We start from the raw sequence: 23387 nt of genomic DNA on the forward strand, positions 1-23387 counted from the left end.
GGCGGCGAACGAAGGTTCTCGCCGGAACGTCTCTTTCCTCCTTAGTGATGAAGGAGTTGCGTCAGCACTTGACCACCCGCGAGCACAGTCACCTTTCCCGGTGGGAGAGGTCGGCCTGAAAGGCCGGGTGAGGGATCAGAGCTTTATGCCTCTTGTCGCGCGATCACGTGCGCGAACGAGCCCATCACGGCCCCATCCCTCAGTCCCATGTCCGGCAGAGCGCTGCCTTCGGCATCAGCTGCGCGAAAGAGACGGTCCGCGTTTCCTTCCCTCAAAATGGTGGCGTAGTGAAACTCGTGCGCCGACAGGCAAGTGTTCCAGGGCAGACTGGCGAGAGGCTCAAGCGTCCGATATCCCAGATGCCTGCTGCGATCTGCGAACGAGGTTTCCAGCGGCAGAAGTCCAAGCATTTCATGCGTGGCACCATCTGCATCGACAAGGCCCTGGCCGAGAACCATGTAACCGCCGCATTCGCCGTAAATCAGGCTTCCGGCACGCGCTGCTTCGCACAAACCGGCCTTGAAGTTTCCGCCGGCCGCCAGCTTGGCCGCGTGGAGTTCGGGATAGCCGCCGGGCAGGAAAACCGCATCCGCTTCCGGATCGGGCCCCTCGTCCGCCAGCGGCGAAAAGAAGGTGAGGTCCGCACCTTCGCGCCGCCAGAATTCCAAAAGGTGCTGATAGGAAAAGGCGAAGGCAACGTCGCGGGCAATCGCGATCCGCTGACCCAAGGGCTCCGGCAACCCCGCCTTTTCATGACTGCTTCCGGCAATGCTTGCGGAGCAGCTCTCAATCGCCGACAGGTCGATGTTTTGACTGCAAAGATCCGCGGCTCTTTCCAGAAACATCTCGAGATCGGCATGCTCGAGCGCCTGCACCAGACCCAGATGCCTTTCCGGCAAAACCAGATCCGGTGTCCTCGGCAACGCACCGAATACCGTCACACTCAGAGATGCGAGCGCGGAGCGCAACATGTTTTCATGACGCGCGCTGCCGACGCGATTGAGAACCACCCCGGCAATGTCGATGTCTGCCCGGTAGGTGCGGAACCCATGCACCAGTGCCGCGATCGACTGGGATTGCCTGGCGCAGTCGACGACCAGGACAACGGGAACGGAAAGCGATGCGGCAAGCGCGGCCGCCGATCCTTGCCCATTCGCCGCCCCGTCGAAAAGACCCATGGCGCCTTCTACAATCATCAGGTCATGTTCTGCCCCCTGTCCTGCCGCCAGCGAACCTATGGTCGCGCGGTCCATCGCCCAGGCATCGAGATTGACGCATGGAGCGCCTCCCGCTGCTTCGTGGAATCTCGGGTCGATATAGTCCGGGCCGGACTTCGCGGAGACGACGGAACGCCCTTGATTCCTGAGCGCCCTTATCAATGCCAGGGTGATGGTTGTCTTGCCCGCCCCGGAGGACGGAGCTGCGATCATGATACCCCGGGCCGGTCCGGCGTCAGGTTCAGCCGGCATCTGCCGAGAGGCTTTCGGGCCTGACACCCAGCGGATCGGACTTCAGCACCTTGCCCGACATCGCGCCCAGCCAATCGAGGCCGTCACGCAGGCGTACGACCTCACCCACGCAGACAATGGCGGGCGGCTGGATCCCGGCAACTTTCGCTTCTTGGGAGCACCGGCCAAGAGTGGTTTCGAGAACCTGCTGCCCGGCCAGGGAAGCATTGCACACGATACCCACAGGCTCGTCCACCGACCGTCCACAGGATATGAGTTTGCCGGCTATGGTTTCCAGGTGCTTCATCGCCATGTACATCACGATGACGGGTGATCCCTTGGCGACCCCATCCCAGTTGACGGCATCTGGGGTCAGCCCCGTCTGATCGTGTCCGGTCAGGAACGTGACCGCCTGATTGCAGTCGCGGTGGGTTGCCGGAATGCCGGCATAGGCAAGCCCGCCGATCCCGGCGGTGACGCCCGGAATGATGCGGAAAGGCACGCCTGCCTCGACCAGACCGAGCGCTTCCTCGCCGCCGCGGCCGAAAACAAACGGATCCCCGCCCTTGAGACGCAAGACACGTTTGCCCGAGCGGGCATAGTCAATCAGCTTCAAGGTGATATCACGCTGTTTCGGGCTCGGCTTGCCGCCGCGTTTTCCGGCATAGTCCGTAATGGTGCCGGGCTTGACCCACTCGAGGATACTCTTGTCGACCAGGGCATCGTAGACAACGACGTCCGCCTGGCGCAATCCGTTCACCGCATGCAGCGTCAAAAGACCCGGATCGCCCGGGCCCGCACCCGCAAGCCATACCCAGCCGGATTCGAATTCCGGAAGGCCCTTTGGCAGATTGTTGTTCAGTTCCGACACTGTCATCTTTCCTGTGTATCCGGCAAATCATCTGTCGCCAAGCAAATCAGCGATAGAAATCGAAAGGAATGCGACATTTCAGTCAATTGCGACACCGAAGCGCGCGCCATGACAAGACTTCCGCTATAGAGGAAGCATGTCGAAGAACGCGCCGAAAGAACTGAGACGAGGCTGGACCACCGGAGCCTGCGCCACGGCAGCGGCCAAGGCTGCGTTCATTGCACTTCATTCCGGCACGTTCCCCGACCCTGTGGAGATTAACCTGCCCAAGGGGGGAACCACGGATTTCGTTCTGACACGTCACGGCACCTCGAACGCCTCGGCCTTCGCAACGATCACCAAGGATGCGGGCGACGATCCGGATGTCACCCATGGTGCGCTGATCACATCCAGCGTGCGTTTGCTGCCCGCCGGCACAGGTGTGCGGTTCAAGGCCGGTGAAGGGGTTGGAACCGTCACGCGACCGGGATTGCCCATCCCACCCGGCGAACCCGCCATCAACCCCGTCCCACGACAGATGATCGAGACAGCCATTTCGGAGGCTGCGGCGCAGCTTGGCGCCACGCCGGACGCGGAGGTCGAAATCTCGATTGACGGGGGAGCGGACCTTGCGCTCAAGACCATGAACCCGCGCCTTGGCATTGTCGGTGGATTGTCGGTTCTCGGGACAACAGGCATCGTGCGCCCTTTTTCATGTGCCGCCTGGATTGCCTCGATCCACCGCGGCATCGACGTCGCCCGCGCTGTCGGCTTGAAACATGTCGTCGGCGCAACCGGGTCCGCGTCGGAAGATGCCGTTCGGAGCCGCTACGCACTCGACGAGACCGCTTATCTGGACATGGGTGACTTTGCTGGCGGTTTGCTGAAGTACCTGCGCGTTCACCCGGTTGAAAAGCTGACACTCGCCGGCGGCTTTGCGAAATTCTCCAAGCTTGCGCATGGGGCGCTGGACCTGCATTCCGGTCGAAGCTCCGTCGATTTCGCGTTTCTGCAAGACCTTCTCAGAGAGGCCGGAGCATCCACGTCCCTCGTCGCACAGGCGGCGGCGGCAAACACCGCGAAGCAGGTTCTCGACAGGTCCCGCAAAGACAATCTCGATCTGAGCACCCTCCTTGCAAGGCGCACGAAACAGGAGGTTCGTCAGATCCTCAGGGACGCACCGATTTCGCTGGAAGTCCTCATCACCGACCGTGACGGCAGCATCCTCGGAGAAAGCGGCTTTGACGAAAGCTGACCACATATTGCTGCTGGCAGGGACATTTGAAGCCCGCCTGCTGGCTCGGCAGCTCGAAGAGTGTTTTGCCGGTGCGCGCCTGACAGCGTCTTTTGCCGGGATCGTCAGCGATCTGCCGGATCTCGGGGTGCCGACCAGAACAGGTGGTTTCGGCGGTGTTGAGGGTCTGAGCGACTTTCTGAGCGCAGAACATGTCACCCTCGTCATCGATGGGACCCATCCGTTCGCCGCGCAGATGAGCCGGAACGCGGTAGAGGCCTGCGCGGCCTCGCAGCTTCCGCTGATCCGGCTTGAGCGGCCTGCCTGGACCGCGCTTCCAGATGACAACTGGCGGCACTTCGGATCGATGCAGGAGGCAGCGCGGGCTCTACCGGAGGACGCGAGGGCGTTTCTCGCAGTCGGACGCAAGGAGATCGGCCAATTCGCCTGGCGTGATGATATTTATGGCCTTGCCCGCATGATCGAGGCGCCACCGCAACCATTGCCGGCAGGTTGGGATCTGCTTCTTCAGCGCCCCGCGCAATCCTCTTCGGAAGAAGCGGATCTGTTCCGGAAACACGGCATCACGCATGTTGTGACGAAAAACAGCGGCGGGGTGCGCGCCTATGCGAAGATCGAGGCGGCGCGGAAACTCGGATTACCCGTTTTCGTGATTGACCGGCCGCAACTGCCGGCGGCTGAAACGGCGGCGGACGTGGAGGGCGTTCTCCAAGACACGCGAAGACTGCTCGGCTGGATCAGCAGATAAAACCCTGTGTCAGATTTGAGATTTACCGTTTTTGATTCTGACGAGCGCGGCGAAAAACCGCGGTATCCCGATCACGTAGCGGCGGAACAGGCGGCGTGGTTCCTGCAACAGCCGGAACAGCCATTCCAGGCCCGCAGCCTGAACCATCTTCGGTGCCCTGATCACCGATCCCGACATGAAATCGAACAAGGCGCCGACACCGATCGCGACGGTCGCATCCAGGTTGGCGCGGTTCTGGACGATAAAATTCTCCTGCCGCGGATTGCCCATTCCGACGAGAAGAAGATCCGGCGCTGTACCATTGATTTCCGCGCAAACGGCATCGCAATCACTCATGTCGAAGTAACCGTTGCGTGCGCCGACGACCTGGTGCTGAGGATAGACCTGCTCGATGTGGTCTTTCGCCAGTTGCACCCTGGTTTCACTTGCGCCGAGCAGAAAAATGCGAAGCGGCAGATCAATCTCCGCCAGAAGTGCGGGAACCAGATCGGTGCCGTTCAGATTGTCGGGAAACCCTTTGCCATTCAGGAACCGGCTGGCGAGGTCGATGCCGATACCGTCGTTCAACAAGGTCATTTCCTGCAGCGTTGCCGCAAAGGCCGGATTGTCGAGCGCGGTCAGTGTCGTATGTGCATTGCAGATGGCAATCTCAATCGGATAACGCAGCTTGACGGATGTGCGGACAAGTTGGACAGCTTCTTCCGTATTCATCCGCAGAATCGACAGGGGTCCGATGACCGACGTGCCGACCCTGATCGGAAGATTCAAATCCACCTTGTTCATCGAATGAGCGCCATACTGTATTGAGTGCACTTTTCCGTCTTTGCTTTATTCAGGATCATATCGTCTTAGATCGAATACAATTAAAATAGCTTAATAAGGAATGACTCCAGATAATTACTATTAATACTTTGTAACTTTAAAGATAAAATTCGACTTATTTTGTTATCTGTTTTCTTAGCATCGCTGCCTGTTTGTCCCGGAATCGGATCATTCATTTGCGATGCGTTAATCATGTTTGTTTACCAATCGGTCTGATGACCAATCGCGCCGGGACAATGAGGACAGGGCGTGATCAATTGAAAAGCGCGCTGCTGCACAGGCGAAACCGAAGTTCGACCGCAGAATGATTGACTTGTCAGAGATACCGGCGATTTTGCGACGCCATGTCGTCTGGCTGTTAGTGTGCCCAGTCGTGTTCGCGGCGCTTGCGCTAACCTATGCCTTCCTGAAGACACCGGTTTACCAGACGAGCGCGGAACTGCTTATCCAGCCCGAAGGCGTTCAGATCATCGGAACCGACTCGTCCGCAGCGCGCGGCAGTCAGGCCCTGCAAGGCATGGATCTCGACAGCCAGGCGTTCGTCATTTTGTCGGCCGCGGTTCTGAACGAGGTTGCCAACACGCTCAAGCTGGACGGCAATCCCGATTTCCTGAGACCCGGCCTGAAGGCGAAACTGCTTGGCGCCGTGTTCGGCGGGGCGACCAGTGGTTCGCGGTCGTCTGTCGATGTGCGCAACGCCACCCTGGAGGGCCTGAGAGAAGTCATCGACGTCAACCGGCGGGACGATTCATTCGTCTTTTCGATCACCGTCACACATTCGAATGGCGCACTTGCCGCCGCGATCGCCAATGAAACGGCGAATGCCTATATTCAGCAAACGCGCAGCAGCCGGACGGAAGCGCTTGCCCGGGCCGGGTCGACGCTGGGGAAACAGGCGGTGCAACTGCGCGCACGCGTTGAAGAGGCAGAGGCTGCCGTGGAGGCCTACAAGGCGCGACAGGGATTGATCAGCACCTCCGGCGGATCGGTCGTCGACCAGCAAATCGAAGCCCTCAACACACAGATAACAGATGCCCGCGTCGATCTTGAGCGCACCAAGGCGCTTTACGAACAAATGGCGCCGCTGACGCTGTCCGATGTTGAAGCGGGAATCGTGCCATCGGGCACCGGGAACTCCGTCCTGAGTTCCCTGCGCGTCCAGAATGCGCGTGTTGCCCAACAGTTTGCCGAAGCCGCGACCACGCTTGGCGCGAACCACCCGACGCTTCGAGAACTGCGCTCACAGCTCGATAATACACAGCGAGAGATCAAGAGCGAGTTGCAACGCATCAAGCAGGCCGTGCGCAGCCGCTTCGAACAAGCCCAGTCGACGGTCAATGCGCTGGAGCTTCAGTCCAAGAATCTGCAGTCGCAAAACAGCCTGCAGGGCAAAGCCCTGATCGAGCTGCGCCAGCTGCAAAGTGAAGCCGACGCGAGCCGCGCCGTCTACGAAGCCTTCCTCAAACGCTCGCGTGAACTGGAAGAGCTGCCCGACGTCGACACGAATTCGACGCGGATCCTGTCCGAGGCCCCTGTGCCGACCAACGCCAACGGTCCCAGAAAAATTGTCGTGCTTGCTGCTGCGCTCGTGTTCGGATTTGCCGTTGCCGCATCGGGAGCCGTTGCTCTGACCGTTCTGAAAGGGCCGATGGTGTCTGAACGGCAACTGGTTGCGCAAACCGGCGCACCTATCCTGGCCAACCTGAGCAGCCTTTCGTCTGGAGGGTCGTCACGGCTTCCGTCTGCAGGCCTGTTCGGCAAGCCGCATAATTCGGCAGAGAACAAGGCGGCGATCGCCAGGGTGCGCGTGGCCTACGCACTCAGGCACGCGATTGCCGACACCCGTCCGGCAAACATCCTTGCGCTTTCTGTCGGCAGAACCGGGCAAACTGCCGGATTTGTCCGCAGTGTCGCGGAAGAACTTCACGACATGGGTGAAGACATTCTGTTTGCGCATACGACACCGGGACGCGACGGCACAGCGGACCTGCGCACACGATCGCACGCGCACAATCCGCGAATTGACGCCTTTTCCCAAGTCGTTGCCAAGCTCGGGAACAAGCAAGCGAAAACACCACCTGCGCACGTTGGCTACGGCCATGGCCATGGCCATGGATTGGCCGGCTATCTCAGTGTGGAACAGATCGACACGCGCAAGAAATACGCCTCCGGTGTGGACCTTGGATGTTCGAACGAGGATATTCTGCTCGTCGACGCCGGACATATCGACGAGAGCCCGATGCTGCCGGTTCTGCTAAGGCATTGCGACTGCATCGTTCTGATCACCTCGGTCGGCAACACCAATTCGGCCGAATTCGAACACGCCGCAGCATTCCTGGAACCCTGGTTCGACCGGATCGTCGGAAATGTCGTACTCAACCCCGTATGAGCACAGCCAATCCTGGCGCACACCGCAGTTACAGGACGCGGCGCAATACCGTCTTTGGCTCAGATGCGTTTACGCCGTCGTGCTCGGCTCGCTGCTTTTCAACTTCGCCCTGGCGTTTGTAAACTCCAACGCCTTCCGGATATCCGAGAGCCTCGTCATCCTCTCCGAAATGGCGTTGCTGTCCGCTGCGCTGTTCCTTGTCTTCAGCCGCAACAGCGTCCTCTTGCTGCTCTTGCTGCTCTATTTCAGCTACATGGGCCTGATCCTGGCGCTGCGTCCCGAGCTCGACCTCAAGGCGATCCGCGACTTCCTCATCCCGATCGTGTTCTACCTGATCGGCCGCAATTTCAGGAAGATCGAGGATGCCGACAAGCTGGTCTGGATCTGCACGATCATCGTGCTTGCGGTTGGTTTCTTTGAATTTCTTTTCCTCGACATCTACACGCGCATCGTCAGCATTTTCGATTACTACGTCGCCCGGGGAACGCTGACCGCCGATTCAAACTTTGTCGAGGGATCCAACCTGTTTGTTTCAAGTACGCGCATCGGCGGGCGGAACTTCCTCGCTTTTCTGGGCAATGTGCGGGCGTCTTCGGTGTTTCTTGAGCCCGTGACAATGGGCAACTTTGGTGCGTTTCTGTGCCTTTGGGCCCTGTTTCGAAGCGGCATGCGGTATCGCATGCTGATGTTCCTTGCCGCCTTTGTCGCGGTCGTTCTGCCCGATGCCCGCTTCGGAATGCTCGTCTGTTTTGCCCTGATCATGGCTGCCGTGGCGGGTCATTTCCTGCCGCGGGTGAGCTGGTGGGCCCTTCCTGTCCTTGTCGTTTTTGCGCTTGCGCTTTACGGCGGATGGTCCACCGCCATAGGCTGGACAGACGATCTGGGCGGACGCCTGCTTCACGCCAGCCAACTGCTGCAGCAGGTCACGCCGGAAGTCCTGTTCGGGGTGCAAAGAAACATCCCGTTCCTCGCCGATAACGGGTTTGCCTATTCGCTCGGGCAGATCGGCGCAGTGGGCCTGATTGCGCTTTGGACCGCCTACATGTTCGCCCCGATCGAAGATCAGCGCGCCCTCCAGTTCAAGGCCCTTGCGGCGACCTATGTTGCGCTGCTCATGACGATTTCGAATTCGTTCTATTCCATCAAACTGGCGGCCCTGTTCTGGATCGCGGCAGGTGCCGCGGACGTGATGCGCAGCACGAACCGGCCCGCCTTCATTGCCGGATGCAGCCACAGGTCGTGACGTCAGACAACGGCAGTCGAACGAACAGCCGCTCAGGTTGGGATCACGGACCTGTATAGAGTTTCGTATTCGCGCGCCTTGGCGGTCCAGCCATAGCCGCTCGCCGCCGTGACCGCATTTTGGCGCAATTCCGGCTGCCGCTGCAGCTCGGCGTAGAGCGCCCTCACGGCATCTGCAGTCTTGCCGCAGTCGGCATAATCAACGGTGCGAACGATCTCGTGTTTGCGTGCTACCGCGCTGAAGGCTTCGTTTGCTTCCACGACGGGCAACAGGCCCGCGCTCATGGCTTCGATCAAGACGAGCCCGAAGCCCTCGTACTCTGAAGCACTCACAAAAAAGCTGCTCTTGTTGACAAGCTCTTTCAACTCGGTATCCGAAAGCCCGACATGAACCTCTACATGGTTGGAAAGCCCGCGTGTCTCGGCCAGGTCCCCAAGCTGCGCGCCGGTCAGATCGGATTCCATGCCGGCGACATCCAGATGCCACTCCGGGTCCTCGGCGCACAGTTTTGCCATCACATCCATCAGGCGTTCCAGCCGCTTGTTGGATGAAAAGCGGCCGAGTGTGAGCAAGCGCTTTTGCGGCTTTTGCGCCGCGGCATCGAGGAATTTTTCGATGTCGACCCCGTTTTCAATCAGAGATGTCTTTCGGCGTGCGATCCTGTTGAACATTTCCAGATCGCTGTCACTGCAACATACGAGCGCGGAATACTGGAGCGTTGATGCACGTGTCAGCGTGTTGAACCAGACCTTCTTAAGCCGGGCGAATTTGCGCGTATGGAAAAATCCGCCATGGCTCGTGGCAACGAGAGGTCTGCGGTGAACGAGTTTTGTCAGGGCCAAAAAATCGTAGAAGAAATCAATCGCATGGACGTGCACCAGGTCGGCTTTCGAGATCTCGCCCAGAACAGAGGGGGCAATCGGATAGCGGGAGCCGCCGTGATAGGGGATGCGCACAACATCAATGCCGTCAACAACGTCATGGCCGGGCAGCGTGGTGCCAGGATCGGTGAAGAGACGGTCGAGCGTGACGACCCTCACGTCGGCAAAACGGTTCTTCTGTTGAAGCGCCAGGTTCTTGACCACATCCTCCAGACCGCCGATGTTCGGCAAGAACTGCCTGACAACATGGACAACAGATTTGTCTGAAAGGGCAGGCGCAGCGCATTCCACGTTGCTTCGCTGACCTGGTGCGTCCATTTGAGTGATCCGGTTGGAGCTTTGTTTGCTTGTGTCCGGATTGACATTATCACCTGCCTGTCAACAAGATCTTTATCCAAGCCTTCATCCGGGAACCGACAGGCCATCCGTGGGACAGAACCAATTGACCCCAGACATTTGCTTCTTCTCTCACCTGACAGGATCAAACCGTCTGTTCCGTTTGTTCGCTGCCTTCGCGCTCGTATTTGCCCTTTCGGGCACCTCAGTCCGGGCAACCGGCTGCCTGCGCGGCGTCAACATTGCAGGTGCCGAATTCGGAGGATCCGATGCCAGATACGGGGAAGGGTACATCTATCCCTCCGATTCGACACTCGACTGGGCAGCCGCCCGGTCGATGACGGCAATCCGGTTGCCATTCCGCTGGGAGCGGCTGCAGCCGGAGCTCTACGGCGATTTCGATCCGGCGGAACTGGCGCGGCTTCAGGTCACGGTGCAGGCGGCGACAAGCCGCGGACTGACCGTCATTCTCGACTTGCACAATTATGCCGAATACCGCGGTGACAGGATCGGGAACGGAGTAGTGAACGCGGACGCGCTCGGTGATTTCTGGCGACGGCTGACACCCTATTTCGCATCGAACGAGAAGGTTGTCCTCGGCTTGATGAACGAGCCGGCGGACATAACTGCAGAGGTCTGGTTTGAAGCCGCGCAAGCGGGCCTCGATGCTGTCCGGGAAGCCGGCTCGGACCAGCTTGTGCTTGTCCCCGGCACGATCTGGACCGGGGCGTCGCACTGGTTCGCCCCCCAGGACGGCGGCTCGAATGCGAAACACGCCGAGACCATTCACGATCCGCGGAACAATTTTGCCTTCGAGGTCCACCAGTATCTTGATGACGACTATTCGGGCACACACGACAGCTGTCCGAGAGCCGACGATGCCATCGGTGCCCTCAAAAAAGTCGCTGCATGGATGGAGGAACGCGGCTACACGGGCTTCGTCGGTGAATTCGGCGGAACCGCATCGCGTGACTGCCTTCAGGGTCTTGAAGACATGGTGCGTTACCTGAACGACAACAGCGATACCTGGATCGGGTGGACCGCCTGGGCGGCCGGGGACTGGTGGGGCAACTATCCCCTGTCCCTGCAGCCTGTTGATGGAACGGAACGGCCGCAGATGGAGGTGCTCGCACCATTCATGGCCGGGGGCTCAGCACCCGATCAATGCGGAGTGTCCGGGCGTTAGGGCACGGAACAACCTGCGTTGCCGGTCAGCTTTCTTTCTCTGAGATGCGTGCTGTCGCTAGCCGTTGGCGGCTCTTTTTTGTTCAAGATCTGCTCCGGCAAACTGTTTGTTGAGCAGCGCGCAGACATCGGAGACGATATCGAAACCCTGATCGATCTCCTTGAGGGTACTCGTCAAAGGTGCAAGAAACTTCAGGACCTGATCATTTCGGCCGCAGGTCTCGATGATCAACCCGCGTTCAAAGCTCATCTTCTGGATGAGGCCGGCAACTTCCGCCGACGACTTGCTTTCAAGACCCCAGACGAATCCCTTGCCGCGATAGCTCAGCTCAAGTGCGGTGTTCCGGGCGACGAGTTGACCAAGACGTTCTCCAATATGGTCAGCCTTCGCCTTGACCTCGTCGTAAAAGTCAAAGTCACTCCAGAAATGTTCCAGAGCCACGGTCGCGGCAACAAAAGCCAGGTTGTTGCCCCGGAAGGTGCCGTTGTGCTGGCCCGGTTTCCAGACATCATGTTCCGGCTTCATGAGAACGAGTGCCATCGGCAGTCCGAAGCCACCGATTGATTTTGACAGCACGACGATGTCAGGACTGATCCCGGCCTTTTCGAAACTGAAGAAGTCGCCCGTGCGCCCGCATCCCATCTGGATGTCGTCAATGATCAGAAGCACTCCGAACTGCCTGCACAGATCTTCAAGAGCCTTGAGCCAGGACATCGGTGCGACATTGATGCCACCCTCGCCCTGGATGGGCTCAACGATGATCGCCGCGGGTGCAACACCGCTCTCTGATCTGTTGCGAAGAATCTCGGCGATCGCCGCGATCGACGCTTCTTCTTCTTCCGCGGATGCGCAAAACGGCAGGGGCGTGTAGACCTGCTGCTCCAGATCCGGAAGACCTTCCTTGTAGTAGGGGTTGTCCGTGAGTTGCAGCGATCCGGTTGTCATGCCGTGGAACCCGTGGGTAAAGCCCAGAATGTCACGCCGTCCCGTTACCTTGCGCGCAATCTTGATCGCAGCTTCGACGGCATTCGTGCCCGTCGGGCCACAGAACTGGAACCGGAAGTTCATGCCCCGCGGCTGCAGGATCAACCGGTCGAATGTGTCGATGAACCGGTTCTTTGCGACAGTGGCGAAGTCGAGACTATGGGCAATTCCGTCGTCAGAGAGGTAACCGATCAGCGCGTTCCGGATGACCTTGCAATTGTGCCCGTAGTTCAGTGCACCCGCGCCGGCAAGGAAATCGATGTATTCGGCGCCGTCCTCGGCCACGATCGTGCTGCCGGACGCCGATTTGGCCAGGAATGGAAAACTGCGAACATAACTGCGGACGTTCGATTCAAGTCGGTGAGCCGGTTCCACTTCAGTTCGCTTGTCCATAATGTTCCCCGTCTTCGCGCACAGCCGGTTGCCGGCCCCTAAATGCATTGCAGACTCACGGATTATGCGGATCGGGTCTTAAATTTCGAACAAAAATCAAAGTAAAAAAGAACTGAAGCACCTACAGAGGATTTAAGCGACAAATCAATACATGATTAACGAACAACTGTCCCAAGTAACTACCGGGTGACGAATTCGTTCCAGTAGCGGGCGAGCTTGAGATCATAGCTGTCGGGTACGAATCTCTCGAAACCACCGCTCGGGTAAAGCGTGATCTCGCCGACAAAGATCCCTTCCGAGGTGTTGTAGAGATCCACTCTGGCAAACCCCAGCTCCCGGCTCAGAGAACGCGCGATTTCGAGCATGTCTTCGTACTTTTCGGGCTTCGGCAGTTCATCCGCAAGCAAGGGGTAGTAATCCATGTGAACGGGCAGTTGTTCCCAATCCGGCGAATAGACGCTTTCATACATGCCGTCCGGCCGGGGCGTGCGAACTTCTATGTGCACGACATTGCCGTTGAAGCTGTAGAACCGGTAGTCACTCAGAAGCTCGCCGGGCGCGCCGATGCACTTCTCGATGATAATGCGCGGCTCGACATTGGAATAGGCCCATTCCCGATTGATCCTCGAGTGATCGGCGGACAGCCATTGCGCTTCCGGCCTTTGCCGCATCAACGCATCGATGTCGCTCTGCTCGCGCAGGAAATACCCGGCTCCGCTTGCGTGGGTCGGCTTGACGACTGCCGGCAGAGATACCGCATTCCAGTCGACGGTTGCCAGATCGGTACCGACCCAGAAGGTCGGGATCACGACCGTGGTTCCGACCCGTTCGCTGATGTATTCCTTGGCGTCCGCCTTGTCGACAACCTTGGAATAGAGAGGGTTGCGGTCTTCCAGTTTCCGGATCTGCTGATACTCGGAAAACCGGACAGGAGACTTCCAGTCGGGAAAGCGGCCAAAAATCGAGAAATATTTCCAGGTGAGATAGATCTTGTCGGGAAAGACCGAAATCAACCTCCAGAAGACACGCTGTATCCTGTGTTTGACACTCGCATGCTTCTTCGGACCGGCCGCAACACTTTCCATCTCGACTTCCTGAATTCCCGCTTTTTAAGCCAATCTCAATATGAACATGGCCATTGTTTCCGCACCGCATGCCTGGAGCATGCTGACAAGACAGATGCTGTTAGAGCACATAACCGTTAAAATCTGCCTTCGCGGCAGGGCTATCTGGTCGTGCGCAGGGAGCCATTCGTGAACGGACAGAAGATTCTCCTGATCTCAAGACACGATTACAGGACCGGCTGGCGTGCGGGGAGACATTTTCTGGCCGATGCGTTTCGCGATCTGGGTGCGTCTGTCCAGTTCTTTTCCGTCGGCTTCAGCGCGCTTTCGATGCTCAGCAATGATCATCGGAAAGATCTCTTTGGTGCTGCCAATGCATGGCAAAACGTGAATGGCATCGATTGCTACCTTTGGCGCTCTCCCGTGCATCCGTTCGGCAAAGGCCTGGGGACCTACGAAGGCCTGACCAATGCCCTTTTTCGCTGGTGGATCAACTCCAGTTGCAAGGCGCTTGACGAGGCTGCGCGGGATGCAGACCTTATTGTCGTCGAATCCGGAATTTCCGCTGCCCTGATCGGCCGCATCCGGCGGGCGGCACCGAACTCGAAAATCATCTATTTCGTGGCGGATCTGCTCGAGACGATCGGAGCCCACGCCTTCATTGCGAAACAGCTTTACCGCGACAGGGAGGCGATCGACAGCATCGTGGTCGTGGCCCGGGCGATGGCCTCGCACTTCCAGGATTTTGGCTGTCCCGTGCACTTCGTTCCCCATGGAGTGTCGAAGGCGGACTTCGACGGAATTTCCGCAAGTCCGTACGAGACCGCCAGCAATGTCGCGACGGTCGGGTCCATGCTGTTCGATGCGTCTTTTTTCGCAGTTGCCGCAGATGCGTTTCCCGAGATTCACTTCCACCTCATTGGAACACCCGGCGTTGAAGGCACATTCAACAACGTCACCGAATACGGACGCATGCCCTTTCGGGATACCTTGCCATACCTGAAATACGCGAACGCAGGTGTCGCGCCTTACAAAGACCGCGCAGATTCCAGCTATCTCGCGGATTCGAGCCTCAAACTCATGCAATACGAGTATCTGAAACTGCCGGCAATCTGCCCCGCATTTGCGGTTGGAGACAAGATCAACCGGCATGGGTATGAACCCGACGATCCCGATTCAATCATTGCGGCAATCACGACTGCCCTCAGTTCTCCGTTCACCGATGAGGCATCGGACGTCCTTGACTGGAAGGATGTCGCCAGTCGTTTGCTCTGCCTCGACCAGACCCAACCGCTCATCAATTCTTAAACGAATTCGGTTATTCAACGCTCAGAAGCCCCCCACGAGCGGATCGCCGCGAACAGGTCCTAACCGGTGATGCAAACTCTCCGTCGCAAGAACGGTCGGCTCATCAGTCGGGGTGCGATACAGGGACACGAAGCGCGATCCAATGGCATCCATGCTGAGAATGTCGGTCATCAACACCTCTGCGGGCATGTTGTCCATGCTCATGGGTTTCGTGTGCAGCATCATTGTTGCCCGCACGCTCGGTGTCGAAGGTACCGGTATTGTCGCATTTGCCCTCTGGTTCATGTCTGTCGCGACCGTGGTTTCGGATTTCGGAATGCCGCAGGCGACGCTGCGCTTCATTGCCCGCGATACAAATGCGGAGGTCCGCGAGAGCACGCTGTTTCGAAGCCTGCTCCGGCGTTTCATCCTGACAACCGGACTGATGGCAGGCGGCATCGTGCTTTATGCCCTGTGGCAGCAAAGCCAGGACAACGGACAGGGATCGATGGTCTGGATCGCGACGACCGTCCTGTTCCTCAGCTACGCTTACGCGACAATGTCCATCGGCGCCGCGCAGGGCCTTGGGCAATTCGACCGGACGGCCACAATGACCCTTGCCGGCTGTCTCGTCCAACCAGTTCTGGTGTTCGCAGGTGCCTTCGTGCTTGGACCGGTCGGCGCGATCCTTGGACACGCGACACGTCATCTGCCACAAGCGCTCGACATCAGGCGGTACATCGGCGGGCCCCCTCCCCAGGACCGCAAGCTACCGAAAGACGTCGCGATTTATGCACGAAACAATTGGTATTCAGGCAGCATATTCGCGCTCTTCGGTGCGCGTATCGAACTCGCGGTCATCGGGTTCTTTTTCACGTTTACACAAGTCGGCTACTATTCGATCGGACTGACGATGGCGGGCATGGTTGTGCAGTTCGCGATTTTCAGCCTGGCATTCGTGATTCCGCAGTTCGGCGTGCTTCACGACCAAAAGGATGACAGCGCCGTGGCCGCCGCATTCGAGGGCACGATCCGCTGGCTCGGGATCGTGGTTGCGCCGATTGCAATCGGCGGCGCCTCGATTGCGCCGGAACTGATACCGCTTGTCTTCGGCGAGGAGTTCCGCCCGGCCGTGTGGCCAGCCTTGATCCTGCTTGGATTTTCCATAGCGCAAGCGCTTTCCTCGGTGATTTCCCGCGCGATCCTTGCGAAGGACCGAAGTGCCGACGAGTTGCGCATGACAATTGCCTGGTGTGCAATCACAACTGTCGCGCTGCTCTTGATCGTTCCCGCATTCGGCCCGATCGGGGCAGCTGTTGCGCGCTCGGCGGCAAGCGTCCTGCTTCTCCTGATCCTCGGTGTCTATTGCCGGCGCGTCCTCGACCTGCAGATACCTGTTCTGGCGCTCGCGAAATGCATCTGCGCCGCGCTGCTTTGCGCCGGCACCGCCACGCTCGTGCTCTCCAGGCTCGACGGCATCGCGGGATTGCTGATCGCAGTGAGTTTTGCCGCTGTTGTCTATCTCGGCACGCTGATGGTGCTGCGCACGATCCCGAAGTCCGAATATCAACCCGTGTTGAGCAGCGTCCGGGATCGATTGCGCGGCCTGAAGGCAACGTAGCCACCGGTTCGCATTATCCCACATTCCAATGCATTCAATCCAATTAAGGCGATATTAGGCTGCCGCGGCTATGCTTCCGGCATCGACCGCTACTTGTGGTTGTCAGCCGTTATCACAGGTGTCTGTCCTTCGGGCCGAGCCTGAAGCGGTGAGATGGGGGACCGTCAGCCATACGATCAACCGACCAGAAAGACCCATTCGAGCCATGTCCTTGACCAATCCCTTTGGCGGCCGCTTCGAGACGGCCCTCAACGCTTCGCAAAAGATGCTTTCGAAGGAGATTGTGAACGCCTTCTCGGTCAGCGTCTTTTCCCTGATTGTACTGGGAACGCTTGCCCTTGCCTATTTCAATCCGGTGTATAACTGGGATATTCTGGCTTATGTCGGGATCGCTGCCGAGGATCAGCTGGAAAGCCCGGAAGAGATTCACAAGCTGGCCTATGGCGAAGTCAAGGAAGCCGCGTCAGAGCTGCAGTTCTACAAAGTCACGGCCAGCATTCCTTACCGCGTCAATCAGTATGAGCAGCCGGAGCACTTCGTCTCGCTTTTCCCGATGTTCCGGGTAAAGGTCGGCTACATCGAAGCCATCAAGCAGCTTGGAAGCGTGACAGGCCGCGTGCATGCGACAACCATCATTTCGACGGCATCGGCAGCGCTGATAGGGCTTTTCATTCTCTTCTGGAGCGCCCGGCAGAACTTCGTTCAGGGTCTGATGATCATCGGCCCGACTGCGATCCTGATCGGATATACCTTTTCGGCGCGTGAGGCGACGCCAGACCTCATGATGGCGGCCTTTGCCTTACCGGCGCTCTATTTCGTCTGCCGTGAGCGACCGCTCTATGCCGCACCCTTCCTGTTCATGATGTTCCTGGTCAGGCCCGACGGGCTTCTGTTCTTCTTCGCGCTGCTGCTTGCCGCGCTCGCCGTCGGCAGAGACAGGCTGATCTATCTTGCACTCTTTGCCGGGGCTCTGGCTCTGTACTTCCCGATCACAGGTTCAGCCGATCACCCGGGCTGGTGGCCGCATTTCTACTACTCGAATGTCGAGTACCAGGACGACATGCGCGGCTTCGATCCGGCGTTCAGCGCGGTCCTTTACGTCAAGGCTCTCGTTGTCAATCTTGCCCGGACCGTGCAGGCCTTCAACTGGCTGATGGTTCTGGCGGTCTTTCTTCTCGGCTTTGGGCTGCTTTTGCGCGGTGGTGCCAACGTCACCAAGGGACAGTGGATCGCGGTCATTGCAATCACGCTCTGCATCGGTGGGAAATTCGTCACCTTCCCGCTTCCGGACGACCGGATCTACCTGCCCTACATGCTGCCGCTGCTGGTTGTTTTGATGGAGATATGGAAACCGGTGTTTTCGCTCGAAGCCACACGCGGCAACCGGATGGCCTCGTGAAGACGCATTCACAACACTGACAAACGAAAAAACGCCGCCCCAACGGGCGGCGTTTTTACAGGATTCACGGGTCAGTCAACCGACACCGTGCATGTAACCGGTCAGGTCTGGCTCACGCCTTTTTGCGCGAACGGAAGACCGCCATGCCACCGAGAGCCGTCAGCAACAGAATGCCGCCAGCCGGGAGCGGCACCACCGTCGCATTGACCTGCCAGTGACCGAATTCCCGCGGGGTGCCCCAAGTGGTCGCATCCACGCTGAAATCATATTCCACGTTCGGCAGCAACGTGCCGAGGACGACACTGCCGGTTACGCTGTTGTCAACAGGTCCACCGACGGCCGACGCAGCCGGACCAAAGTTGAAAACGCCGAACGGCGAAACAAAACTGCCGGAAAAGGTGCCGGTCTTGTCTTCATGCGGTGCCCAGAAGAACGTGATCTCGGTCACCTTCTTAACGACCATCGTCCACGCGTCCTGATACAGATTGTCGTTTCTGTGCTGGATCGTGCCGAAGATGTTGATGTTGTGACCGTCGAGCTCAAGAAAAGCCCTGTTGTCGGGTTGGCCGAAATCACCCACGGGGGTGGCAAGGTCTGCGCCCGGAAACGTGTTCCGCGGGCTCGGGCCGCCCTCAGTGATGTCGCCCGTTACCGGCATGGCAATTGCCGCGCCAGCAAAAGCCAGCGGCAAAGCAACTGCAGCGGCTACGGCCAGTTTGAAGATTCTCATGTGGTACTCCTACCGATGCGTGACGTGCCCTTGATCAGTTTGGTTCGAGCCTTTTTGCAGGCCCTTTCTAATTATTGGTTTTATTTTAACTGTTTTTTAACATAGCAGAGGCCGCACGTACAGAGCTCTTCGTGCCTAAAAATTCTTTATTCACAAAGGTATGCCTTATTCCTGTCCTTATGGTTAACGGTCAGGCGCGCATTCGGTCATGCACGTAAAAAGTGCAAATCCGCCTCAACCTTGCCCGGCCTTTAGGGTACGGCCCCATAAATGAAGCCGATTTGGCTGCAGAAATGGCAAAAATCCGCTCTAAGGGGAGCGGGTTTTTTGGTTTGGGTTTACGCTTGGCGCCGGGTCGGCTACGCCGCCTGCGACTTGATGAAGCCGTTGACGATGCTGACAATTCCCTTTGACAAAAGATCGTCCAGCGCATCGCAGAATGTGTCGACATTTTCGATCGTGCACACCAGCGGCGGCTCCAGGCGAATGACGTTGCGATTGTATTCGGTGAAGGCGACCAGGATATCGTAGTCGCGCAGAAGCTGTGCACCGATAAAGCCGGAGAGCGAGCCTTTCAGCTTTTCGTCCAACAGAGACAGCATCGGGCGCAGCACGACCGGCATCGTCTTTGAAAAATCCTGAAATTCGAGCCCTACCATCAGCCCTTCGCCGCGCACATCCTTGATAATCTTCGGATGTTTCTGCTGCAGCTGTTTCAGGCGGGAAATCAGGTGCGCGCCGACATGGGCGGCATTTTCGATGAGGTCTTCATCGTACAGGACGTTCAGTCCTTCAATTGCAGTGATGCTCGCCTCGCCAATGCCGCCGAACGTCGCCTGGGCGTGGATCATGGCCGTTTTCGGAGAGCCATAAGCCTTCATGTAGACATCACGCTTCGCGATCATCGCGCCGACAGCCGCCTTGCCGGCACCAAGTGACTTCGCCAGTGCCGTCACGTCCGGGACCACACCGTAGTGTTCGAAGGCATAAAACCTGCCGGTACGGCCGTAGCCACACTGGACCTCGTCGGCGACCCAAAGGACGTTGTGCTTGTCGCAAAGCGCACGAACACCCTTCCAGTAGCTTTGCGAAGCAGAGACGATGCCGCCTCCACCCTGGATCGTTTCCAGAACCACCACGCCAATGTCCGGATCCGCTTCGATGACCCGCGTCAGGGCGTCCAGATCGCCGAACGGCACCTTGATGCGGTTTTCGACGAGCTTGAAGTCGCCCTGGTACAAATCCGAATCCGTGATCGACAAAACACCCTTGGTTTTGCCGTGAAAGGAGTTACCAGCATGGACAATCTTGCAATTCTTCCTGCCCGACGCGCGTTCGGCGACCTTGACCGCGGCCTCCATCGCTTCCGAGCCGGAGGAGCCGAGGAACACCATGTCCAGTTCACCGGGCGAACAGGCAGCAAGATTCTTTGCCAGAGCGGTCGCGTATTGTGAAAGGAAGGCAATCGCAATCTCGTGGCGGCCTTCGTCCTGGAACCTTTGCCGGGCTGCGATCACGCGCGGATGATTGTGGCCGTGCGCCAGTGATCCGAAACCGCCGAAGAAGTCCAGGATTTTCCGCCCGTCCTGATCGACGTAATACATGCCCTCGGCAGTCTCGATCTTGACCTTGTGAAACCCGAGCAGCTTCATGAAATGGAACTGGCCCGGATTGATATGCTCCTTGAAGAGATCTGCCATCGTCCCGGCATCAAGTGCCTTGGCTTCTTCAACCGTGATCAGATCCGGCTTCCGATTATCTGACGCAACTGCGACGGAATCGACGAAGTCATCACGAAGTGCGGTGTTCTGCATAATCAGAAGTTCCTATTCTGCCGGCTGCGCGGTGCCATGGCTGACGCCCGTTCCGCTGTCTTTTTGTGTCCGGTATTCATCGTATGCTGCGATCAGCATGTCTTCATCGCGATAGGCCGGAACCCAGCCGAGCTGGCGTTCTCCCTTGGAGACATCCAAAACGCACATCTCGTCCGCGATCAGATACTGCTCCGGGTCCATGATCGGCATGTTCAGGGCATCGAGCAGGTCGAGCGTCCGCTTGACCGCAAAGCCCCAGGTCGGCACGAGGATCGACCTTGAATTCGCATGTTTGACCAGGTCCCCCAGCAACTTCCTGACCGGTGGCGGATCGATCGACCCAAGGTTATAGGCCTCGTTCGGGACACCGGCCTTCCAGGCCTTGTGAGCTGCATCCGCGCAGTCAAAGACGGAAATGAACTGATAGGGATTCTTGCCCGAACCGATCATGGGGACCGGCAGGTTGAGGTCGATCAGCTTGAAGAGTTTCGTCAGGATACCCAGACGGCCCGGCCCGATGATGAGGCGTGGCCTGAAGAGCGTGATGTCCATGCCGCGCTGCCGCCACTCCTGCGCAAGCGTCTCAGTATCCAGCTTCGACTGGCCATATTCGCCTAGGGGTGAGACCGGGTGATCTTCCGTCATCGGATAGGTGACCGTGTGACCATAGACCATGTCGGTCGTGTAGTGCACGAGCCTGCCGGCTCCGGCACGATCCATTGCCTCGATGATGTTTTTCGTACCGTCGTAGTTGACCGGGTAGAAAAAGTCGTGCCGCTTCGCACGCACCTGGATCGGCGACAGCATTTTAGCCGACAGGTTATAGACCATGTCGTCACCGGCGATCGGCACAGCGGCGATCGCCTCAGGATCCGTCACGTCGCAGTCGATGAACCGCGCTTTGGCATACATTTGCCTGTTCGCCGCCGCGATATCGGCGACAATCACCTCTTCGCCTTCTTCCGCTAGACGTTTTGCGAGCTGCCTGCCGACGAACCCGTCGCCACCAAAGAGGATATGTTTCACTTCGAAGTCTCCTCAAGAGAAGCTGTTTGAACCTTGGCTTGCGCCTCGACCTCATTGTGTTTCGTGCCGCCCTGGGCGATGAAGACGGTGCCGACGCAGATCAGGGCGATCCCGAGAGCCCGCATCGCGTTCAGATCCTCATGGAATATGAAGTAGGCGTAGACGGCGACAACTACATAGGCGAGCGACAGGAACGGATAGGCGTAGGACAGTTCGACCTTGGAAAGCACGTAGAGATGCGACGCCATCGAAATGACGAAGGTGCACAGTCCGAGGAACACGAATGGCGTGAAGACGACCTGCAGAAGCTTGACAATCAGATTGCTGTGCAGAGAGCTGAAGTCACCAATCTGGGTCATGCCGTATTTCAACATGATCTGCGCGGCTGCATTTGTCAGCACCGTAAACAGAATGAAGGGCAGGTAGGTACTCATGCAGGTTTTTCTCCGCATACATTTTTTGTTCCAAGTCGAATATCTGTCCAATTTCATTAGATTGGATTAATCCGAGACTCTTTTTATTTACCCATCTTCATATGGATAACAGTATGTTACTTTGACGAGCGAACTTTTATTGATTTCCATTACTTGGCACCTCTATCTCCCTCACACAGCGCCGTTCTGCGCCAGAAGTCCGAAAGCAGGGCCGGGTCACGCATAGCCTCAAGTTTTTGCCACTCCGGAAACGAAGCCTTGAATGTTGCAGCTGACATTCGGCGGTCCTTGTAGGGGTTCACCGCTCCACCGGCTGCCAAGGTGATTTCGTCGAGTTGTTCAAGAAGCCGGAGCGTTGGGCCACCCTTGTCGGGGAAGTCCAGCGTCAGCGTGTAGCCAGCGCGCGGGAAACTCATGAAACCCGGGCTTTGAACCTGCCCGAAACGCTTCAGCACCGTCAGGAACGAACCGTGCCGGTTTGCCTGCGTGCACTCCAGAAGCTTCTTGACCGTCTCGAAACCAGCTGCTTCCGGAATTACGCTCTGGTGCTGGTGCAGACCGCGCGGACCGTATAGACGGTTCCAGCGTCCAATCCGGTCCAGCGGGAAGAAGAACTTTTCGAATCCGACCGTTTTTGTTGAAACACCGGCCGGTGCACCGCGGAAGTAGGCTTCATTGAACAGGCGGAGGAACGGTCCCTGCAGTGGAGTGACCGGAGGTGTGAACGGTACCTTGAGCGGGGACGCGCTGCGGGCGACCTGGTGCCCGCCCTCGGACGCGTGATCACCCGCGATCAGATGCCCGCGCCCGAAACGCTTTCCCTTGCTGATCGAGTCCAGCCAGGCGACGGCGTATTCGTGCCGTTCATCGGCGTCCCGTGCAAGTCCGAAATACTCCTCGAGATCATTGAAACGCGTTGTTTCCTGCCTGATGGAAGACGCGCCGATACGCATCAAATGCACCGATGCCCTGCGGATCAGGCCCGTCAGTCCGAGCCCGCCGACCGTCGCTTCAAAGAGACCGGTTTCGTCCCCCGGCCTGATGACCGAAGATCCCCGGTCCGTCCGGTCCAGGTGAATTTCAGTTACATGACAGCCGAACGTTCCCCGCCGATGGTGGTTCTTGCCGTGGATATCGTTCGCTATGGCGCCGCCAAGGGTGACAAACTGTGTTCCGGGCAAAACAGCGGGAAACCATCCTGCCGGCGCGACGGCGTCGATGAGTTCGGACAGAAGGAGGCCGGCCTCTGCTTGCAGCAGGCCGGTCGTCTCATCGAATGAAATGATCTTCCCGGCTTTCCGAGTTGCAATCGCGGTGCCCGAAGCGTTCAGGCAACTGTCGCCGTAGCTGCGCCCGTTGCCGTAGGGCAGCGCGCTGCCGCGGGCTCTGTCATCAGCCAGGAAGGCCTCGGGCTTCAGCAATTCGGAGGTTTCGACGCTGAGGCCGCCCCAGCTTTCAATACATGCGCTCATCGGGC

At 58.2% G+C, this 23387-nt stretch carries 19 protein-coding genes; 8 read left to right on the plus strand and 11 right to left on the minus strand.

Annotation, left to right across the window (positions count from 1 at the left end; translation table 11 throughout):
• Positions 1-143: 143 nt before the first annotated feature.
• Together RDA78_RS02170 and cobA are read right to left on the minus strand one after the other, a co-directional pair.
• On the minus strand, positions 144-1469 hold the full coding sequence (locus RDA78_RS02170) for a cobyrinate a,c-diamide synthase (protein ID WP_434053734.1): 1326 nt from the start codon (positions 1467-1469) through the stop codon (positions 144-146).
• On the minus strand, positions 1459-2325 hold the full coding sequence (cobA, locus tag RDA78_RS02175; protein WP_434053735.1) for a uroporphyrinogen-III C-methyltransferase: 867 nt from the start codon (positions 2323-2325) through the stop codon (positions 1459-1461). The genes RDA78_RS02170 and cobA overlap by 11 nt, the downstream gene beginning before the upstream one ends.
• 130 nt (positions 2326-2455) lie before the next feature.
• On the opposite strand from cobA, the gene RDA78_RS02180 reads away from it, so the two are divergent.
• Positions 2456-3553: a cobalt-precorrin-5B (C(1))-methyltransferase gene (locus RDA78_RS02180; RefSeq protein WP_434053736.1), complete on the plus strand. Its 1098-nt coding sequence runs from the start codon at positions 2456-2458 to the stop codon at positions 3551-3553.
• A complete protein-coding gene (locus RDA78_RS02185) occupies positions 3540-4301 on the plus strand; it encodes a cobalt-precorrin-6A reductase (RefSeq protein WP_434053737.1) in 762 nt (253 codons plus the stop codon). Before RDA78_RS02180 ends, RDA78_RS02185 begins: the two co-directional genes overlap by 14 nt.
• 9 nt (positions 4302-4310) lie before the next feature.
• Here RDA78_RS02185 and RDA78_RS02190 read toward each other — a convergent pair whose 3' ends face one another.
• Positions 4311-5084, minus strand: a complete 774-nt coding sequence (locus RDA78_RS02190) for a WecB/TagA/CpsF family glycosyltransferase (RefSeq protein ID WP_434053738.1) — start codon at positions 5082-5084, stop codon at positions 4311-4313.
• A 343-nt stretch (positions 5085-5427) separates the two neighbouring features.
• Between RDA78_RS02190 and RDA78_RS02195 the strand changes: the two genes are divergently transcribed.
• Together RDA78_RS02195 and RDA78_RS02200 are read left to right on the plus strand one after the other, a co-directional pair.
• A complete protein-coding gene (locus tag RDA78_RS02195) occupies positions 5428-7512 on the plus strand; it encodes a GumC family protein (protein WP_434053739.1) in 2085 nt (694 codons plus the stop codon).
• Entirely contained in the window at positions 7490-8755 is a 1266-nt protein-coding gene (locus RDA78_RS02200) for a UDP-phosphate alpha N-acetylglucosaminyltransferase (RefSeq protein WP_434053740.1), read from the plus strand. Before RDA78_RS02195 ends, RDA78_RS02200 begins: the two co-directional genes overlap by 23 nt.
• A gap of 32 nt (positions 8756-8787) precedes the next feature.
• On the opposite strand, the gene RDA78_RS02205 is transcribed toward RDA78_RS02200, so the two are convergent.
• Positions 8788-9954, minus strand: a complete 1167-nt coding sequence (locus RDA78_RS02205) for a glycosyltransferase family 4 protein (protein WP_434053741.1) — start codon at positions 9952-9954, stop codon at positions 8788-8790.
• 124 nt (positions 9955-10078) lie between these two features.
• Between RDA78_RS02205 and RDA78_RS02210 the strand changes: the two genes are divergently transcribed.
• Positions 10079-11158, plus strand: coding sequence for a glycoside hydrolase family 5 protein (locus RDA78_RS02210; protein WP_434053742.1), 1080 nt, complete (start codon positions 10079-10081; stop codon positions 11156-11158).
• 57 nt (positions 11159-11215) lie between these two features.
• Here RDA78_RS02210 and RDA78_RS02215 read toward each other — a convergent pair whose 3' ends face one another.
• Both RDA78_RS02215 and RDA78_RS02220 read right to left on the minus strand, forming a co-directional pair.
• Positions 11216-12535, minus strand: a complete 1320-nt coding sequence (locus tag RDA78_RS02215) for a diaminobutyrate--2-oxoglutarate transaminase (RefSeq protein WP_434053743.1) — start codon at positions 12533-12535, stop codon at positions 11216-11218.
• 179 nt (positions 12536-12714) lie between these two features.
• Entirely contained in the window at positions 12715-13620 is a 906-nt protein-coding gene (locus RDA78_RS02220; RefSeq protein ID WP_434053744.1) for an ATP-grasp fold amidoligase family protein, read from the minus strand.
• A 168-nt stretch (positions 13621-13788) separates the two neighbouring features.
• Between RDA78_RS02220 and RDA78_RS02225 the strand changes: the two genes are divergently transcribed.
• The 3 genes from RDA78_RS02225 to RDA78_RS02235 all read left to right on the plus strand — a co-directional run bounded on the left by RDA78_RS02225 (position 13789) and on the right by RDA78_RS02235 (position 17906).
• A complete protein-coding gene (locus tag RDA78_RS02225; RefSeq protein ID WP_434053745.1) occupies positions 13789-14907 on the plus strand; it encodes a hypothetical protein in 1119 nt (372 codons plus the stop codon).
• 142 nt (positions 14908-15049) lie between these two features.
• Positions 15050-16507, plus strand: coding sequence for a lipopolysaccharide biosynthesis protein (locus tag RDA78_RS02230; protein WP_434053746.1), 1458 nt, complete (start codon positions 15050-15052; stop codon positions 16505-16507).
• A gap of 205 nt (positions 16508-16712) precedes the next feature.
• On the plus strand, positions 16713-17906 hold the full coding sequence (locus RDA78_RS02235) for a hypothetical protein (RefSeq protein ID WP_434053747.1): 1194 nt from the start codon (positions 16713-16715) through the stop codon (positions 17904-17906).
• Positions 17907-18018: 112 nt separating this feature from the next.
• Here RDA78_RS02235 and RDA78_RS02240 read toward each other — a convergent pair whose 3' ends face one another.
• The 5 genes from RDA78_RS02240 to RDA78_RS02260 form a co-directional block, all read right to left on the minus strand.
• Positions 18019-18636 (minus strand): VPLPA-CTERM sorting domain-containing protein, encoded by a 618-nt coding sequence (locus RDA78_RS02240; RefSeq protein ID WP_434053748.1) that lies wholly within the window; start codon positions 18634-18636, stop codon positions 18019-18021.
• A 359-nt stretch (positions 18637-18995) separates the two neighbouring features.
• Positions 18996-20450, minus strand: a complete 1455-nt coding sequence (locus RDA78_RS02245) for an aspartate aminotransferase family protein (RefSeq protein ID WP_434053749.1) — start codon at positions 20448-20450, stop codon at positions 18996-18998.
• A 12-nt stretch (positions 20451-20462) separates the two neighbouring features.
• Positions 20463-21476: an NAD-dependent epimerase/dehydratase family protein gene (locus RDA78_RS02250; protein WP_434053750.1), complete on the minus strand. Its 1014-nt coding sequence runs from the start codon at positions 21474-21476 to the stop codon at positions 20463-20465.
• Positions 21473-21910: an EamA family transporter gene (locus RDA78_RS02255; protein ID WP_434053751.1), complete on the minus strand. Its 438-nt coding sequence runs from the start codon at positions 21908-21910 to the stop codon at positions 21473-21475. The genes RDA78_RS02250 and RDA78_RS02255 overlap by 4 nt, the downstream gene beginning before the upstream one ends.
• Positions 21911-22059: 149 nt before the next feature.
• On the minus strand, positions 22060-23382 hold the full coding sequence (locus RDA78_RS02260; RefSeq protein WP_434053752.1) for an FAD-binding protein: 1323 nt from the start codon (positions 23380-23382) through the stop codon (positions 22060-22062).
• Positions 23383-23387 lie beyond the last annotated feature (5 nt).

It is taken from the genome of Roseibium sp. (assembly GCF_051016195.1).
Classification (GTDB): domain Bacteria; phylum Pseudomonadota; class Alphaproteobacteria; order Rhizobiales; family Stappiaceae; genus Roseibium.

Bases quoted from the DNA above. Each gene is read 5' to 3' on its own strand.
- RDA78_RS02170 (WP_434053734.1), bottom strand. From the start codon at position 1,469: ATGCCGGCTGAACCTGACGCCGGACCGGCCCGGGGTATCATGATCGCA.
- cobA (WP_434053735.1), bottom strand. From the start codon at position 2,325: ATGACAGTGTCGGAACTGAACAACAATCTGCCAAAGGGCCTTCCGGAA.
- RDA78_RS02180 (WP_434053736.1), top strand. From the start codon at position 2,456: ATGTCGAAGAACGCGCCGAAAGAACTGAGACGAGGCTGGACCACCGGA.
- RDA78_RS02190 (WP_434053738.1), bottom strand. From the start codon at position 5,084: ATGAACAAGGTGGATTTGAATCTTCCGATCAGGGTCGGCACGTCGGTC.
- RDA78_RS02195 (WP_434053739.1), top strand. From the start codon at position 5,428: ATGATTGACTTGTCAGAGATACCGGCGATTTTGCGACGCCATGTCGTC.
- RDA78_RS02200 (WP_434053740.1), top strand. From the start codon at position 7,490: ATGTCGTACTCAACCCCGTATGAGCACAGCCAATCCTGGCGCACACCG.
- RDA78_RS02205 (WP_434053741.1), bottom strand. From the start codon at position 9,954: ATGGACGCACCAGGTCAGCGAAGCAACGTGGAATGCGCTGCGCCTGCC.
- RDA78_RS02215 (WP_434053743.1), bottom strand. From the start codon at position 12,535: ATGGACAAGCGAACTGAAGTGGAACCGGCTCACCGACTTGAATCGAAC.
- RDA78_RS02220 (WP_434053744.1), bottom strand. From the start codon at position 13,620: ATGGAAAGTGTTGCGGCCGGTCCGAAGAAGCATGCGAGTGTCAAACAC.
- RDA78_RS02230 (WP_434053746.1), top strand. From the start codon at position 15,050: ATGGCATCCATGCTGAGAATGTCGGTCATCAACACCTCTGCGGGCATG.
- RDA78_RS02235 (WP_434053747.1), top strand. From the start codon at position 16,713: ATGTCCTTGACCAATCCCTTTGGCGGCCGCTTCGAGACGGCCCTCAAC.
- RDA78_RS02240 (WP_434053748.1), bottom strand. From the start codon at position 18,636: ATGAGAATCTTCAAACTGGCCGTAGCCGCTGCAGTTGCTTTGCCGCTG.
- RDA78_RS02245 (WP_434053749.1), bottom strand. From the start codon at position 20,450: ATGCAGAACACCGCACTTCGTGATGACTTCGTCGATTCCGTCGCAGTT.
- RDA78_RS02255 (WP_434053751.1), bottom strand. From the start codon at position 21,910: ATGAGTACCTACCTGCCCTTCATTCTGTTTACGGTGCTGACAAATGCA.
- RDA78_RS02260 (WP_434053752.1), bottom strand. From the start codon at position 23,382: ATGAGCGCATGTATTGAAAGCTGGGGCGGCCTCAGCGTCGAAACCTCC.